The sequence below is a fragment of the Streptacidiphilus rugosus AM-16 genome, assembly GCF_000744655.1.
Classification (GTDB): domain Bacteria; phylum Actinomycetota; class Actinomycetes; order Streptomycetales; family Streptomycetaceae; genus Streptacidiphilus; species Streptacidiphilus rugosus.
On sequence record NZ_JQMJ01000004.1, the window covers coordinates 4626259 to 4642016 of the forward strand.

Consider the following 15758-nt stretch of genomic DNA (forward strand, 5'->3'; position numbering starts at 1 on the left):
CCCGGACGCGGACCCCGACCAGGAGAGCCCCAGCATGCCCACAGCCGTCCGCCCGTCCCTCGACCCCGACACGCTCGACGACGTCGACCTGGCCGACCCGGCCGTCCACGCGGAGCACGACCTGTCCGCGCTCTGGCGCCACCTGCGCACCGAGGAACCGGTGTACCGGCATCCGGAGACCGGCGGACGCCCGGGCTTCTGGGTGCTGACCCGGCACGCCGACGTCGCCGCGGTCCTGCGCGACAGCGCCCGCTTCACCTCCGAGCGCGGGAACGTGCTCGACACGCTGCTGACCGGGGGCGACTCTGCCGCCGGCAAGATGCTCGCCGTCACCGACGGCGAACCGCACCGGGACCTGCGCACCGTGCTGCTCAAGTCGTTCACCCCGCGCGCCCTGGCCCCGGTCATCGAGAGCGTCCGGCGCAGCACCCGGCAACTGCTGGAGGAGGCGCTCGGCCGCGGCGACTGCGACTTCGCCCGCGAGGTCGCCGCCAACATCCCGATCGCAGCCATCTGCGACCTGCTCGGTGTGCCGGCCAAGGACCGCGCCTACATCCTCGCCCTGACCTCGTCGGCGCTCGGCTCCGACCACGGCCTGCCGACCGAGGCCGACACCTGGACGGCGAAGAACGACATCCTGCTCTACTTCGCCGAACTCGCCGCGGACCGCCGCGAGAAACCGCTGGACGACGTCGTCAGCCTGCTGGTCTCCGACGCGTTCGGGGACCGTCCGCTCACCCACGACGAGGTGGTCTTCAACTGCTACAGCCTGCTGCTGGGCGGTGACGAGACCACCAGACTGTCGATGATCGGCGCGATCGAGGCGCTGATCGAGCATCCGGACCAGTGGGCGGCGCTGCGGTCGGGCGCGGTCTCCGTCGAGTCCGCGACCGAGGAGGTCCTGCGCTGGACCACCCCGGCGCTGCACTCGGGGCGCACCGCCACCGAGGACCTGCTGCTGGAAGGGGAGTTCGTCGAGGAGGGCGACGTCGTCACGGTCTGGACCGCGTCCGCCAACCGCGACGAGGCCGTCTTCGACCGCCCCGAGGTGTTCGACCTCGCCCGCTCCGGCAACCGGCATCTGAGCTTCGCCTACGGCGCGCACTTCTGCCTGGGCGCCTATCTGGCCCGCGCGGAGATCGGCGCGGTGCTTGAAGGCGTGCGCGCGATGGCCTCCGAGCTGTCCTTCGCGGGCCCTTCCAGCCGCGTCTACTCGAACTTCCTCAGCGGGCTCTCCCAGCTGCCCGTCTCGGTGTCCCTCGACCCCCGGTACCGACCCGCAGAGCGCTAGAACCGCACCGCCTGCCCGTCCCAACCCCTCAGGAGAGAACCCACGATGACCGACATCGCCACGCAGGACCAGATCGGCGCCGACGAGGTCCCCGACCTGCTCGTCACCCTGGTCGAGCTGATCGCGCCGCAGCGGGAGGGCGAGGTGACGCTGGACCAGACGCTGATCGGCGACCTCGGCTACCACTCCATCGCGCTGGCGGAGCTGGGCTTCACCGTCGAGGACCTGTTCCGGTTCGAGACGCTCACCCCGGAGACCGCGATGTCGCTGGAGCGGGTCGGCGACATCGTCGAACTGGTCGGCAAGCACGTCGCGGACGGCACGGCCAACCTGCCTGAGGTGGCCGAGGTCGACGCGATCTGCGCCCGCTACGGCACCGGCTGGCCGGCCCCCGCGGCCTGACCCGCAACAGCGCCGAAGGGCCCGGCCCCCGCAGGGGGACCGGGCCCTTCGGCGTGACGCGGACCGGGCTACTCGGACGGGACCAAGGGCTGCTCGACCAGCAGCTCGGGCAGTTCGTCGAGCTCCTCGGCGGGCCGGTCCAGGACGCCCAGCGCGCGGGTCAGGTGCACGGCCAGCGCGAGCGGCACGGTCAAGCCGGCGAGCGCCAGGGCCGCGCCGGGCGCGCCGAGGCCGCTCGCCAGTCCGCCGGCCAGCAGCGGTCCGATCCAGGCCAGCCCCTGCGCGCCGAAGCGGTTGACGGCCGCGACGCGCCCGCTCAGGGCGTCCGGCACCAGCCGCACCACATAGGTCTCCACGACCACGTTGAGCGGGACGACGGCCACCATCGCGAAGGCCAGGACCACGCCGATCTCCCACCAGGACGGCACCACGGCGACCACGGCGAAGGAGGCCGCGAAGCCCCAGATGCCGGCCCGCAGCACCGTGGTGGCGCGGAGCCTGGACTGCAGCAGCGGCCCGAGCACCGATCCGGCCACGCCGCCGATCAGCGCGATCGAGTTGACCGTGCCGACCGCGACCGGCCCGCCGCCGCGGTGCCGCACCAGCGCGATGAAGACCAGCACGAAGGCCTGGGCGAGCATGTTCAGCAACGAGGCCCAGACGACCACGAAGCGCAGGAACGGCTGGCTGCGCACATAGCGGAAACCCTCGCGGATGTCGGCGAGCACGCCGGCCCGCTCCTCGTCCCCGCGGTCCGGTCCCAGCGGGCGCCTGATCGACGCCGCGCCCACGGCCGCGACCAGGAACGAGACGGCGTCCGCGGCGAACGGGAACCAGCGGGCCACCGAGAACAGCACACCGCCCAGCGGAGCCCCGATCAGCTCCGCCACCATGTCCCGGCCCAGCTCCTGGCCGGTGGCCTGGCTCAGCTGCTCCTTGGGCACGATCCTGCGCAGCGCCGGTGTGGTGGCGCCCTTGGCGACCCCCGCGGCCAGTCCGCCGACGCCCGCGGTGGCGGCGAGCAGGGCGACGTTCGTGTGGTGCCCGTGGATCAGCAGCGCGGCCGCGGCCATGGCCAGCGCCTGCACCAGCGGGCCGACGAGCATCAGCGCCTTCCGGCTGACCCGGTCGGCGAGCGCGCCGCCCCACAGGGTGGTCAGCAGCAGGCCGACCATCCCGGTGGCGGCGATGACGCCCGCGTGCGCCGCGGAGCCGTCGGCGTAGAGCACGACCAGCGGAAACGCGATGGTGGACATGCTCGTGCCGACGGCCGAGACGGTCTCGCTGGTCCACCAGCTCATGTAGTCCCGGTTGCGCCACAGCGAGGCGGCGGGGGGCGGCACGGCGTTCTCACTCACGACTGGATCACCTGGATCAGCTGGGCGGCGGAGGGCGGGCCACGGCTCCGGGCCACGGCGCGGTCATTCGACCACGGGCCGAGGCGGGCTCCCAGGCAAGCCGACCGGCAACCCCTTTTGCCGCTCACTTGCCCGGCTTCGTCCTGTCCAGCGGCCCCCCGGAGCACGGAGGCTGAGGCGTCATCACGACCCGCGCAGCACGCCACGAAGGGAGCGCGTCCGCATGACCGCCCAGGACGCCACGGCCGGAGAGGCCCAGGAGAACACCTCGCCGCTGTTCACACTGGACCGCACCCGCGAGCACCTCATGGCGGTCGACGCCACCATCAAGAGCTGCCTCAACTGGAACTACGGCGCCCGCGACAACCGGGTGTGGAGCCTGTACGAGAAGAACAAGGCCGCCCAGTGGAACGCCGCCACCGATATCGACTGGTCCCACGACGTGCGCTTCGGTGAGGAGTTCAGCGGCGCGAACGGCGCCGGCGTGGCCTCCTTCGTGGTCGGCAACGACAGTCCGGTGCCGCCGTCGATGCTCACCGCGTTCCGCTGGGAGTACCAGGCCTGGATGGTCAACCAGTTCCTGCACGGCGAACAGGGGGCGCTGGTGACCACGGCCCGCCTGGTGGAGACGGTTCCCGACCTGGAGTCCAAGGTGTACGCGGCCTCCCAGGTCGCCGACGAGGCCCGGCACGTGGAGGCGTACGCCCAGTACATCGACACCAAGCTGCAGGTGACCTACCCCGTCAACCCGGGGCTGCGGGCGCTGCTGGTGGAGCTGCTGTCGGAGTCCCGCTGGGACGTGGTCTACCTGGGCATGCAGGTGATCGTGGAGGGCCTGGCGCTGGCCGCCACCCGGCTGGCCAGCAGCGGCTTCGGCGACCCGATCATCACCTCGATCACCCGCATGATCGCCAAGGACGAGGCCAGGCACGTCGGCTTCGGCGTCGTCGCGCTGGGCGGCATGTACGGGCAGATGACCTCCGCCGAGCTGGCGGAGCGGGAGGCGTTCCTGCTGGAGGCGGTCCACCTGATGTCCCGCCGGTTCCTGATCCGCGAGGTGTGGGAACGGCTGGACCTGGACGTCGAGAAGGGCATCCACTTCGCCTTCCACGACCCGATGATGTTCGGCTACCGGCAGCTGCTCTTCCAGCAGGTGATCCACGTGCTGCGGCAGTTGGGCCTGCTCACCCCGAAACTGCGGGACCTGTTCCTGAGCGAGCGGCTGGCCAGGCCCGAGGTGTTCCGCACCGTCGCCTGAGCCCGCCGCGCCCCGACGGTTCCCGACGGGCCCCGCCCTTCCGCACCGCGACCGTGACCGCCTGAGGAGAGTTGCCATGTCCCACCCGCAGTCCGTGAGCCGGACCGTCGCCGATCTGGAGCGGTTCCTCGGCGACCCGACGAGCTCGCCGGGCCCCTTCGGCTACGCCGCGATCGTCGAGCACGAGGAGCGCGGCGAACTGCCGGCCGACGCCGTGGCGAAGGCCAGGGAGTGGGGCTTCCACGCCTTCATGGTGCCGCGCGCCCTGGGCGGCAGGCTGGGCAGTCTGGAGGAGGTCTTCGCGGTCACCCGCAGCATGTCGCGGCGCAACCTGACGGTCGCGGTGATGTTCGGCTCGGCGCTGCTCGGGGTGAACCCGGTCTGGCTCTGGGGCAGCGAGGAGCAGCGCCGCCGCGTCGCCGACGGGCTGCTGTCGGGGGAGTTGGCCTGCTTCGCCGTCTCCGAGCCCGACCACGGCAGCGACCTGCAGGCCAACGAGACGGTCGCGGCGGACGCCGACGGCAGCGGCGAGCTGGCGCTGACCGGCGGCAAGTGGCCGGTCGGCAACGCCACCCGGGCCCGCTTCGTCACCGTCTACGCGCAGCTGCCCGGCCGTGGGCAGAGCCTGGTGCTGGTCGACAAGGAGTATCTGGCGGAGGGCAGTTGGACCAACCGTCCGTTCGTCCGCACGCTCGGCCTGCGCGGCCACGACCTCAGCGGCATCGACTTCCACGACGCACGCGTGCCCGCCGACGCGGTGCTCGGGCGTCGCGGCGCCGGGCTGGTGGAGGTGCTCAAGGCCCTGCAGATCACCCGCACCGCGATCGGCGCGCTGTCGCTCGGCACCATGGACGCCGCACTGCGGATCGGGATGCGCCACGCCCGGGACCGGATCCTCTACGGCGCGCCGATCCTGCGGCTGCCGGTCATCAACGAGCTGCTGACCGGCGCACATCTGGACCTGCTGATCGCCGAGTGCACCGCGCTGCCGGTGGCCCGCTCGCTGTCCGTGGCGCCCTCACGGCTCAGCCTGTGGTCCTCGGTGGTGAAGTACCTGGTCCCGGTGCTGGGCGAGGAGGTGGTCGGGGACGTGGGCCGGGTGCTCGGTGCCCGGAGCTACCTCGCCGAGGGCGTCGCCCACGGCGTGTTCCAGAAGCTGCAGCGCGACCACGCGATCGCCAGCGTCTTCGAGGGCACCACCCACGTCAACCTGCACGCGATCGCGGCCCAGCTGCCGCGCGTCGCGGCCGTGGCCGGACAGCCGATGCCGAACGGGGCGGCGGTGCTGCGCACCCTCTTCGACCGCTCGCAGGACGCCCCGCAGTGGCAGCCTGACGGCAACAGGCTGCAGCTCACCAATGCCACCGAGGACGAGATCACCCGCTCCTGGAGCGAGGCGGCGGCCGAGGTGAACCGTCGCGCGCAGGAGTGCGCCGACCCGGCCGACAGCCGCGAGCTGACCGGCGTCGTCACCGCGCTCACGGCCCGCAGGGGGGACTTCTACCGGGGTCTGGCCGCGAACGCCCCGGACGCCGCCTCGGTCCGGGCCCAGCGGGACGCGGCCGAGCACTGCGTCCACCACGCCGCCGCGTCGTGCGTGCTGACCTGGCTGCACAACACGGGCGCCGACGGCCGCGTCTCCGATCCTGGCTGGCTGATCCTGGTGCTCCAGCGGCTGCTGGGCCGCCTGCAGCCGGGCGTCGAGCTCAGCCAGGCCCATCTGACCGGCTTCGAGAAGGCGATGACCGACGCCGAGGCTCCCGGCTGGTTCGGCGTGGACCGGTTCCTGCCGCTCCCCGCCGCGGGCCCCGACGGTGCGGACACCGCCGGTGACGGCGGTCGCTGAGCCGCAGGGCACGGCCGGGTGCGACGCCGACCGCGGCGCATCCGGCACGTGGCCGACCCCGCGACGGCACGACGCCTCCCTGGGAACGGGCCCGCTGCGTCCGCCCGGCCCCGGCGACCCGCCGCAGCTCTGGCTCGTCGACGCGGACGACACGCGCGAGGGCGACCTCGCGCTGCTCGACGCCGCAGAACGCGCCCAGGCGGCGGAACTGCGCCTTCCCGCCGCCCGCCGCGCCTACCTGGCCGGCCACGCCGCCCTGCGCCGGCTCCTCGGCCGCTACACCGCGACGCCTCCGGCCCGGGTCCGCCTGGGCCACGAGGCCTGCCCGCTCTGCGGCGGCCCGCACGGCCGTCCCCGCCCGGTCACCGGGGCGCTCCACTTCTCGCTGTCCCGGGCGGACGGGCTGACCCTGCTGGCCTTCGCCGCCGTGCCGGTCGGCGTGGACCTCGAGGCCGTGCCCCGCGCCTCGGCCGTGCCCGCGCTCTCCCGGCGTCTGCATCCGGCCGAGCAGGCCGAGTTGGCGTCCCTCCCGCCGTCCGACCGCCCGCGGGCGCTGACTCGGGCGTGGGTGCGCAAGGAGGCCCTGCTCAAGGGTCTGGGTACCGGCCTGGCGCGCCCCCTGGACCGCGACTACGTCGGCACCGGCACCGGGCCCCCACCCTCCCCGCTGCCCGGCTGGACCCTCCACGACGTCCCCTGCCCCCGCGGCCTCCTCGCCGCGGTGGCGCCGGCTTCCCGGGAGGCCTGAGGAAACACGGGGCGGGGCGGTCGTTCGACCGCCCCGCCCCGTTCGTCGGTCGGTGGCTCAGCCGACGTTGACCGCGGTGTCGTCGACCACGAAGGAGGTCTGCTTCACGCTGTCCTCCGTGCCGGTGAACTTGAGCGTGACGTTCTGTCCGGCGTAGGCGGCGAGGCTGAAGCTGTGCTGCTGGTAGCCGGTGGCGTGGTTGAGGTTGGAGTAGGTGGCGAGGGTCGAGAGCACGGTGCCCGAGCTGTTCAGCACCTGGACCTTGAGGGTGTCGTAGGCCGTGGTCGTCGTGGTCTCGGCGGTGTCGGTGTGCAGGTAGAAGCTGAAGTTGTAGGTCGAGCAGCCGGCGGGCAGGGCGACGGACTGGGCCAGCGTGTCCGTGGTGGCCGTGCCGTAACCGTCGAGCCAGGCGTCGTAGCTGCCGGTGCGGGCGGGCTCACTGCTGCCGCTGTAGAGGATGCTGGAGTTGTCCACGGCCCACGGGGCGATGGAGCCGCTCTCGAAGCCGTTGTTGCCGAGGAGCTGCGCGGAGGTGCAGGAGCCGGTCGGCGTGGGCGTCGGGGTCGGCGTCCCGGTCGGGGTCGGGTCGGCGTGGGGGTGGAGCCGGTGCCGGTGGCGCCCGCGAGCCACGCCGTCGCGTTCAGCGCCAGGGGCGCGTTCGTGCCGGTGGGGTCGTTCCAGCCGTCCTCCAGCGTGTGGCCCGACTCTCCGGTGCCGTCGTCCGCCGGGGAGCTGTCACCCCAGATGGCCACTCTGCCGCTGCCGTAGCTGCTGGTCACGAAGAAGGCGCCGGTGTTGCCGCTGTAGCCGGTGCGGTAGAGCAGGCCCTTGACGGCCGGGTTGTCGGCCGGCTTCAGGGTGAAGGTGGTGCCGTTGTAGATGTTGCTGCCGGTCACCGTGCCGAAGCCGCCGTGGAGAATCGGGCTGGTGGCGTCGGTGATCGCCTTCGGGGTGTCCTTGACGATGTTGAGCAGGTCCACCGAGAAACCGAAGGGGTCGCTGCTGTCGACGGTGTTGTTGGTCATCAGGTCGTTGATGATGGCCGGCGAGTCCCAGCCGTCGTTGTTGCGGTCGCTGCCGGTGTGGTCGGAGATCAGGAAGAGGCCGCCACCGTTCTTCACGAAGTTCATCAGCGCGGTCTTCTCCGCGGCGGAGAAGACGATGTTCGGCTCGTCGATCACCACGGCGTTGAAGTTGCTCAGGTCCAGGCTCGCGCCGGTCCCGTAGCTGAAGGAGTTGCCGGCCGGCAGCGTCTTGAGGCTGTAGGAGCCGGTCTGCTGCAGGGCCACGCCCCAGGAGGAGAGCGCACCGGTCCAGTCGGTCTCGGCCGAGGGGTTGCTGTTCTCGCCGAGCGGGTCGGGCTCGCTCTTGCTGATGATCCAGTCGGCGTTGCCCGCGGTCTGCGCGTGCGCCGCGTCGAAGAGCACCTTGTAGGGGGCGGCGGTGGCCGCGGCGTGGGCCGTCGGGGAGAGAACGGCCAGACCCAGCAGCCCAGATGCGATCGTGGCGCCTGCGGCCAGTACGGCTGTCAGCCGCCGACTCGAACGAACACTCGTCATGAGTGTTGCCTCCATGGGGAGTTGACGACGCGACGGACAGGGGTATCCGCGCGTGGAGTTCGAGTATTCGCGCGTAGACCGAAACCCGGACAGGTGCCGGAGGTGAAGATTCCTTGACGATTTCATGTCACCCAGCAGCGAAAACGGCCACTCGGGCGATTCCTCGTCAGGGCTTCGTCAGGGCTTGGTCCTCCCGTGGACCGGCCGCAGGGGCGTCCGGGGATCAGGCGGTTCGCTCGGCCTGGCTGCGCTCGACGCAGAGCTCGTTGCCGTCCGGGTCCAGCAGGGTGACCCAACCGGTGCCGTCGGGGCGGCGGTGGTCCTCGTGGAGGGTCGCGCCGAGGGCGAGAAGGCGGCCGACCTCCTCGTCGCGGGTCCGGTCGGCGGGCACGAGGTCGAGGTGGACGCGGTTCTTGGCGCTCTTGCCCTCGGGAACGGTGATGAAGAGCAGCCGGGGCCCGTTCCCGTCCGGCGGGGCGAGGCAGGCCGCGGGGTCGCCGGGGAAGTCGTCGGCCCCGAGCGGCCAGCCGGTGACGACGGACCAGAAGCCGGCCAGCGTGTAGGCGTCGCCGGCGTCGAAGGTGATGCTGTGGACGAGGGAGCTCAACGGTCGGTCCTCCTGCGGACGGTGGGGAAGCATCCCCGACGCTAGTTCACACCGACACCGTGCGAGGGCGACTCCGGGGTACCGCCCCGGCCGCGGCGGGCAGAATCCGGTGAGGGGGCGGGGACAACCGGGCCTCGCCCGGTTGTCCTGACGGGGGGCGTCATGACGGGTGGCTGGACGGACGGATTCCGGGACTGGTGGAACACCACACCGGAGGACGAGGCGCGGCGGCGTCGGCGCGCGCGGGAGGCCGCGGCAGCCGCCGCCGAGGGGGCACGGGGGCGCCCAAGCCGTGGGCGCGCGACCCCCGGCCGGGCCGCTGCCCGGTGCCCGACGAGAAGCGGGCCTGGACCGAGAAGTGGATGTGGTGGTGCGTCAAGGAGTTCGGCCGGGACACGGCCAAGCGGCGGGTCGCGCTCCCCGAGCCGAGCTTCTATCCGGTCGACTACGACGGCAGCGAGGCGAAGATCCGACAACTGGTGGTACGGGTCTGCCTGGTGATGTGCGTGGAGCCCGACTCCGTCCAAGTCGGCTTCTTTCGGACGCCGGAGGGCACGGCCGCCACGAAGCGGCACGCCGTCGGGACCTACCAGAAGGCGGGCGGCGTCAACCGGATCCGGCTCGACCTGCGGGAGGCGGGCGATCCGGCGCGCCTGGCCGGGGTCATCGCCCACGAGCTGGCCCACAAACGCCTGATGGGCGAGCCACGGCACGGTCTCTGAACCGGCGCGACGAGCGCCTGACCGATCTGCTGACCGTCTTCCTCGGCATGGGCGTCTTCACCGCCAACGGCGCCGAACGCTTCACCAGGGCGGACCAGCACTGGACTGCCCTTCCCATGGGTGACCTGACCGACCGGATGCTGGGCGCCGCCGGCAGAAACGGCGGTTCCAAGGTCGGCTACCTCACCGAGACGGAGCTCGGCTACGCCCTGGCCTGCCACTGCTTGCTGCGCGGCGAGACCGAGCCGCCGCCGTGGTCCTGGGCCCTCGACCCGGGGCCGCGCGCCGCGCTGCTCCAGGGCCTGCGCCACTTCGCCGCCCGCCCGCCACGCGGCTGAGCTGAGCCCCGCGCCGAGCGCGCGGAGAACCGCGCGAGCGCCACGGGCGGGCGCCCTGGCCGGTCTCGGCCGGGACGGGGTGGAGGTGCACGGCCGGGCGTGCAGAGCCCGCGTCACCTCGACATGGCGGGCACGGGGCCCGCACGGACCTGCGCCCACGGGCGCGGAAGGGACGCGGGCGCGAGGATCTCCCACCATGCGGCCCGCGCCCGGGCAGGCTGGGCCGATGACGCGCCGATACCGCTGCTCGTGGCGCGTCGCGGCCGGAGGCGGGGATGGTCTGTCAGTTCCCCGCCCCGGGACCGTGCGCCCGTGGCCGCGGTCGGGCGGGGCGCAAGCCGCAACGGCGTACGGTCGTGCGCGCCTAGTTGTCCGAAGCGGCGCGGGACGCGGCGCACGGGCTGCTCCTAGGGTCGCCGGAACCCCGAGGAGAAGAGGGCAGCCCCGTGAACTGGCTCATCCACGACTACCGCGAGGACGACCTGGCCGCCGTCGTCCACCTGATCGACAGCACGGCCGGACTCGGCCAGGAGTCCGTGTTCTCGCTGGCCGAGTGCATCGCCGCGCTGACCTCGCGGCAGCCCGCCGTGGTGGCCGTGCACGACGGCATGCCGATCGGGGCCGCGCTGGCGCAGGTCGCGGGCGGCGGCGAGCGCGCCTGGGTGATGCGGATCGCGATCGCCCCCGCCTGGCGCGGCCGCGGCCTGCCGAGCGCGCTGCTGCGCGAGCTGGAGCGGCGGCTGGTGGACGCGCGGGTGCGCCGGATCGCCTACGTGCTGCCCGAGGAGGAGCTGCTCGGCGAGGGGCTGCGCAATGCCGGCTACGAACGCCGTCCGGCCGCCGCGTACTTCGAGAAGACCGAGCCGGCCGCCGGCTCCGCGGCGGGCTCGCTGGAGGAGCTCGGCGGACGGGTGCTGAGCGGGGACCTCTGGCACCAGGTCGCCGGGATGACCGCGGAGAAGGACCTGATCGAGCGCCGGATCGTGCTGCCGCTCGCCGAGCCGGAGCGCGCCGCCCGGCACGGGGTGAGGCCGCCGCGTGCGATCACCCTCTTCGGGCCGCCCGGCACCGGCAAGACCACCTTCGCCCGCGCCATCGCCTCCCGCCTCGGCTGGCCCTTCGTCGAGCTGCTGCCCTCCCGACTGGCCGACGAGGGCAATCTGGCCGCGGCGCTGCGCAGCGCGTTCCACCGGATCGGCGAACTGGAACGGGTGCTGGTCTTCATCGACGAGGTCGAGGAGATCGCCCCGGTGCGCGGCGAGGCCGGGGCGGGCGGCGCGGGCGCGGCCGGGGGCGGCCTGCACGCCATGCACGGGGTGACCAACGAACTGCTCAAGCTGATCCCGGGCTTCCGCGAGCGCGACGGCAGGCTGCTGGTCTGCGCGACCAACTCGGTGCGCTCGATCGATCCCGCGTTCCTGCGCACCGGCCGCTTCGACTACGTCATCCCGATCGGCACCCCGGACGACGCCGCGCGCGCGGCGATCTGGTCCCGCTACGCGCCCGCGCTCGGCCGGACCGACGTGGACGTGGCCGCGCTCGTCGCGGCGAGCGAGCGCTTCTCCCCCGCCGACATCGAGCACGCCGCGCGGCTGGCTGCGCAGACCGCGTTCGAGCGGGACGACGCGGAGGCCGGGGCGAGCACGGCCGACTATCTGGACGCGATCGCCGCCAGCCGACCCACCGTCACCACCGCGATGGTCGAGGCCTTCCGCGCCGACATCGGCTCCCACGCCCGGCTGTGAGCGGTGGGGCGACAGTTACTGTTTGGTAACGAGTCTGGTCCAAGCGTTCGCTTTGTTTCACCCCGCTGCCACTTTGTTACCGGCCGGTTGTCATCTGACTGGTCGAGATTCCCTGGGTTGGAGTTGCGTCTCTCGTTCCGGAGGCCTCAGTGGCGCCCGTCACTCGTCGTACGTTTCTCGGTTCCGCCGCCGCGCTCGGCGCGGCGCTCGGGCTGGAGTCCCTGCCAGGCACAGCCGCCCGCGCGTCGGCGGCGACCACCGGCACCATCACCGACGTCAAGCACGTCGTCGTGCTGATGCAGGAGAACCGCAGCTTCGACCACTACTTCGGCATGCTGAAGGGCGTGCGCGGCTTCGGCGACCGCGCCACCGTCCAGCTGTCGGGCGGAAACAGCGTCTTCAACCAGCCCAACGGCAGCGGACGCCAGTACCCGTGGCAGCTCAGTGCCACCAGCACCTGGTGGTGGGGGGTCAGCAAGGAGCAGCTGGCGCAGTGCGACGGCTCCCTGGACCACTCCTGGTCGACGCAGCACTCGGCCTGGAACAACGGCAAGATGGACAACTGGGTCTCCGCCAAGAACTCGGTGCGCACCCTCGGGTTCATGGCCCGCAACGACATCCCGTTCCACTACGCGCTCGCCGACAACTACACCATCTGCGACGCGTACCACTGCTCGATCCTGTCGGCGACCGGCCCGAACCGCACCTACCTGTGGTCCGGTCAGATCGACCCCTCCGGCGCGGCCGGCGGCCCCGCCTACGACGGCGGCTCGGAGTCCGGGCTCAAGTGGCAGACCTACGCCGAGGCCCTGCAGAACGCCGGGATGAGCTGGCGGGTCTACCAGAACGCGAGCGACAACTACGGCGACAACGCACTGGCCTACTTCAACCAGTTCACCAGCGCGGCGTCCGGCAGCCCGCTGGCCCAGCACGGCATGGGCTCGGTGCCGTCCACCGGCTCCACCCCCGACGACATCGCCGCCGCCATCAAGGCCGACGCGCTGGCCGGCACCCTGCCGCAGGTCAGCTGGGTCGTCTCGAACCAGCTGTTCTCCGAGCACCCGGACGGGCCGCCGGAGAACGGCGCGCACTTCGTCAACCTGGTGATCCAGGCGCTGGCCGCCAACCCTGACGTCTTCAACTCGACGGTGCTGTTCCTCAACTACGACGAGAACGACGGCTTCTTCGACCACGTCCCGCCGCCCGTCGCGCCGTCCGGCACGGCCGGGGAGTTCTACTCCGGCACCAACATCGGCCTGGGCTTCCGGGTCCCGATGATCATCGTCTCGCCGTGGACCCGCGGCGGCTGGGTCGACTCCCAGGTCTACGACCACACCTCCGTGCTGCGGTTCCTGGAGACCTGGACCGCGGCCATCGGCACCCCGGCGGCCTGCCCCAACATCTCCACCTGGCGCCGCCAGGTCTGCGGCGACCTCACCGGCGCGTTCGACTTCGCCAACCCGGTCTACGGGCTGCCCTCGCTCCCCGACACCAGCGCCACCATCAGCCAGGCCACCGCCAACCTGCAGATCAACCCGGCACCCGGCACCAACTCCCTGCCCGTGCAGGAGTCCGGCACCAGGCCCGCCCGCGCGCTGCCGTACCAGCCCAACGCCTGGGTGGACCGGATCGAGTACGACGCCAACGGCAAGACCCTGCTCTGGATCGACATGGCCAACCAGGGCGCCCAGGCCACCGCCTACGCGCACTACTCCATCTACGCCAACGCCTACCGCACCGGCGGCCCCTGGCAGTACACCGTCGCACCGTCGAGCAACGGGACCGACGGCACGGCCACCGACTTCTTCAACATCGGCACCGGTTTCGGCGACGGGGCGTACGACCTCACCTGCCTCGGACCGAACCGCTTCCTGCGCCGCTTCACCGGCAACGCGACCACCGCCGGCAAGAGCTGCGAGGCCACCACGTCCTACGCGCCGGCGCCCAACACCGGCAAGGAGGCCGTCTGGTTCACCATGACCAACACCGGCTCCAGCGCGGTGACCTTCACCATCACCTCGACCAACTACCGCACCGACGGCCCCTGGACCTACCAGGTCGGCGCCGGGGCGACGGTCTCCGACTACTTCAACGCGGTGGCGTACAGCAACGGCTGGTACGACTTCACCGTCACGGTCAGCGGGGACTCGAGCTGGAGCCGCCGGGCGACCGGCCACATCGAGACCGGCGGCGCGAGCGTCAGCGGCTGATCGCCATCAGGGCGAGGTCGTCCTGCCGGCGCTCGGAGTACGCGGCGAGGTCGTCGCCGAGGAAGGCGACGACCTTCGCCGGGGAGCACTCCGGCGCGCCGGCGGGGAACCGCTCCGCCAGGCGCGAGCGCAACGGGTAGAAGCGGCCCTCGGTGTCGCGGGCCTCGCTCGCGCCGTCGGTGTAGAGGAGCACGACCTCCTCGGGGCGGAGCCGGTGCCGGATCGCGGCGCCGGCCTCGGCCCCGCCCGGGGCGCCGGGGCCGGCGCCCGGCACAGCGGCGTCGCCCAGGTCGCCCGGGTCGCCCGGGTCGCCCAGGTCGCCGAAGCCGAGCGGGAGCGCGGCGGGCGTGCGCAGCTTCCTGACCGCGCCGTCCGCGACCAGCAGCGGGTCCAGGTGGCCCCGGTTGACGACGGTGAGCCCGCCGTCGGGGTCGTACTGGACCAGGATCGCGGTGGCGAAGAGCTCCCCGTCGCCCGTCAGGGCGGCCTCGCGCAGCAGCCGCCGGTCCATCCGGGCGGCGACCTCCGCGAGGTCGCCGCACTCGTGCGCGGCCTCGCGGAAGGCGCTCAACACGGCCGAGACCGTCTCCACCGCCGTCAGACCCTTGCCACGCACGTCGCCGACCAGCGCCCGGCAGCCGAACGGCGTCATGGCCAGGTCGTACAGGTCGCCGCTGATCGGCGTGCCGTCCTCGGCCGGCCGGTAGAGCGCCGCGGTCCGCAGCTCGCCGACGCGCTCGGGCACCGGCCGCAGCAGGGTGTGCTGAAGTGCCTCCGCGACGGACCTGGCCGCGACGAGGTCGCGGAACTGCCGACGGCGCTGCCGCGCCAGGGCGGCCGAGACCACGGCGACCATGCCGGTGACCGCGTAGGCCATCAGGTGGTGCTGCTCGGCGGCGTGGCCCTCGGGAAGCGCGACGAGCACCTGCAGCGCCAACGAGACCACGGCCATCGGCCAGATGACCCGCGGCCTGCTGGAGAACGCGGCGAAGGCCGGCAGCGCGATGAAGAGGAAGCCGATGGCGAAGTAGTTCGCCGGCGTGGCCTGCAGCGCCAGGCCGACGGCGACGAGCGCGAACGGCAGCGCCCTGACCCACCTCGGCGGGGTCGGGACCTCACCGAGATGCGCGGTCAGGCGGCTGGACGGAGCTGGAACCACACCCATTTGCCGTCCTCCTCCCGCTCGCAGCCCCACTCGTCGCTGAGCGCCCTGATCAGGTCCAGCCCCCGCCCCGACTCGGCGATCTCGGCCTTCTCGTCCCACGGCGGGAGCTCCGCCACGATGCGGGGTTCGGGCAGCCGGGCCCGGGGGTCGGTGTCGAAGACGGCGCAGTACATGGTCCCTGTGCTGCCGTCGACCGCGAGCTCGACGGTGACCTGCGTGCCGATCGTGTGCTCGACGGCGTTGGCGACCGCCTCGGTGACCAGCAGCTGTCCCCGGTCGGCGACGTCCTGGTCGTGCGAGGCGGCGAGCGCGGCGACGGTGTGACGGGCCTGTGAGGCGGCGCGCGCGTGACGGGGCAGCCGCAGGATCGCGGCCGACGTGCGGGCGTGCGCGTTCATCTCGTTCCCCTCGGCATGACGGGTGTCGGCGGTGCGGGATTCGGTGTCGAGCTCGGGGAGGAGCGACGACGGGGCACCACCTCGCCGACGCCGCTCCCCCTGCCACCGAGC

The 15758-nt window shown here is 72.6% G+C and carries 13 protein-coding genes and 1 pseudogene; 9 read left to right on the forward strand and 5 right to left on the reverse strand.

All coding sequences use genetic code 11. The features are described 5' to 3' along the window. Positions 1-34: 34 nt before the first annotated feature. Complete coding sequence (locus BS83_RS30130; protein ID WP_037606582.1) at positions 35-1291, forward strand: cytochrome P450; 1257 nt, start codon at positions 35-37, stop codon at positions 1289-1291. 45 nt (positions 1292-1336) lie between these two features. Further along, positions 1337-1693: an acyl carrier protein gene (locus BS83_RS30135; protein WP_063774254.1), complete on the forward strand. Its 357-nt coding sequence runs from the start codon at positions 1337-1339 to the stop codon at positions 1691-1693. A 68-nt stretch (positions 1694-1761) separates the two neighbouring features. On the opposite strand, the gene BS83_RS30140 is transcribed toward BS83_RS30135, so the two are convergent. After that, on the reverse strand, positions 1762-3051 hold the full coding sequence (locus BS83_RS30140) for an MFS transporter (protein WP_051944339.1): 1290 nt from the start codon (positions 3049-3051) through the stop codon (positions 1762-1764). Between the two features lie 223 nt (positions 3052-3274). On the opposite strand from BS83_RS30140, the gene BS83_RS30145 reads away from it, so the two are divergent. The 3 genes from BS83_RS30145 to BS83_RS30155 all read left to right on the forward strand — a co-directional run bounded on the left by BS83_RS30145 (position 3275) and on the right by BS83_RS30155 (position 6903). Beyond that, positions 3275-4309 (forward strand): ferritin-like domain-containing protein, encoded by a 1035-nt coding sequence (locus BS83_RS30145; protein ID WP_051944340.1) that lies wholly within the window; start codon positions 3275-3277, stop codon positions 4307-4309. Between the two features lie 76 nt (positions 4310-4385). Beyond that, positions 4386-6155 carry an acyl-CoA dehydrogenase family protein gene (locus tag BS83_RS30150; protein ID WP_051944341.1) on the forward strand — a complete coding sequence of 590 codons (1770 nt, stop codon included), beginning with the start codon at positions 4386-4388 and terminating at the stop codon, positions 6153-6155. Continuing rightward, positions 6139-6903 (forward strand): 4'-phosphopantetheinyl transferase family protein, encoded by a 765-nt coding sequence (locus tag BS83_RS30155; RefSeq protein ID WP_084714324.1) that lies wholly within the window; start codon positions 6139-6141, stop codon positions 6901-6903. The genes BS83_RS30150 and BS83_RS30155 overlap by 17 nt, the downstream gene beginning before the upstream one ends. Before the next feature lie 57 nt (positions 6904-6960). Here BS83_RS30155 and BS83_RS30160 read toward each other — a convergent pair. Together BS83_RS30160 and BS83_RS30165 are read right to left on the reverse strand one after the other, a co-directional pair. Further along, positions 6961-8462: pseudogene (locus BS83_RS30160) on the reverse strand (hydrolase). A 223-nt stretch (positions 8463-8685) separates the two neighbouring features. Beyond that, positions 8686-9069 carry a VOC family protein gene (locus BS83_RS30165; RefSeq protein ID WP_037606583.1) on the reverse strand — a complete coding sequence of 128 codons (384 nt, stop codon included), beginning with the start codon at positions 9067-9069 and terminating at the stop codon, positions 8686-8688. 326 nt (positions 9070-9395) lie between these two features. Between BS83_RS30165 and BS83_RS30170 the strand changes: the two genes are divergently transcribed. The 4 genes from BS83_RS30170 (at position 9396) to BS83_RS30185 (ending at position 14084) form a co-directional block, all read left to right on the forward strand. After that, positions 9396-9791, forward strand: a complete 396-nt coding sequence (locus tag BS83_RS30170; protein WP_037606585.1) for a hypothetical protein — start codon at positions 9396-9398, stop codon at positions 9789-9791. A gap of 47 nt (positions 9792-9838) precedes the next feature. Further along, positions 9839-10129 carry a hypothetical protein gene (locus BS83_RS30175; RefSeq protein ID WP_037606586.1) on the forward strand — a complete coding sequence of 97 codons (291 nt, stop codon included), beginning with the start codon at positions 9839-9841 and terminating at the stop codon, positions 10127-10129. Positions 10130-10575: 446 nt separating this feature from the next. Beyond that, positions 10576-11874, forward strand: a complete 1299-nt coding sequence (locus tag BS83_RS30180) for an ATP-binding protein (protein WP_037606590.1) — start codon at positions 10576-10578, stop codon at positions 11872-11874. 149 nt (positions 11875-12023) lie between these two features. Next, the gene (locus BS83_RS30185) at positions 12024-14084 is read left to right on the forward strand and encodes a phosphocholine-specific phospholipase C (RefSeq protein WP_037606592.1); all 2061 of its coding nucleotides are present in this window, start codon (positions 12024-12026) and stop codon (positions 14082-14084) included. Here BS83_RS30185 and BS83_RS30190 read toward each other — a convergent pair. Both BS83_RS30190 and BS83_RS44385 read right to left on the reverse strand, forming a co-directional pair. Beyond that, positions 14074-15249: a PP2C family protein-serine/threonine phosphatase gene (locus BS83_RS30190; RefSeq protein WP_051944342.1), complete on the reverse strand. Its 1176-nt coding sequence runs from the start codon at positions 15247-15249 to the stop codon at positions 14074-14076. The genes BS83_RS30185 and BS83_RS30190 overlap by 11 nt on opposite strands. Further along, complete coding sequence (locus BS83_RS44385) at positions 15216-15647, reverse strand: ATP-binding protein (RefSeq protein WP_051944343.1); 432 nt, start codon at positions 15645-15647, stop codon at positions 15216-15218. The genes BS83_RS30190 and BS83_RS44385 overlap by 34 nt, the downstream gene beginning before the upstream one ends. Positions 15648-15758 lie beyond the last annotated feature (111 nt).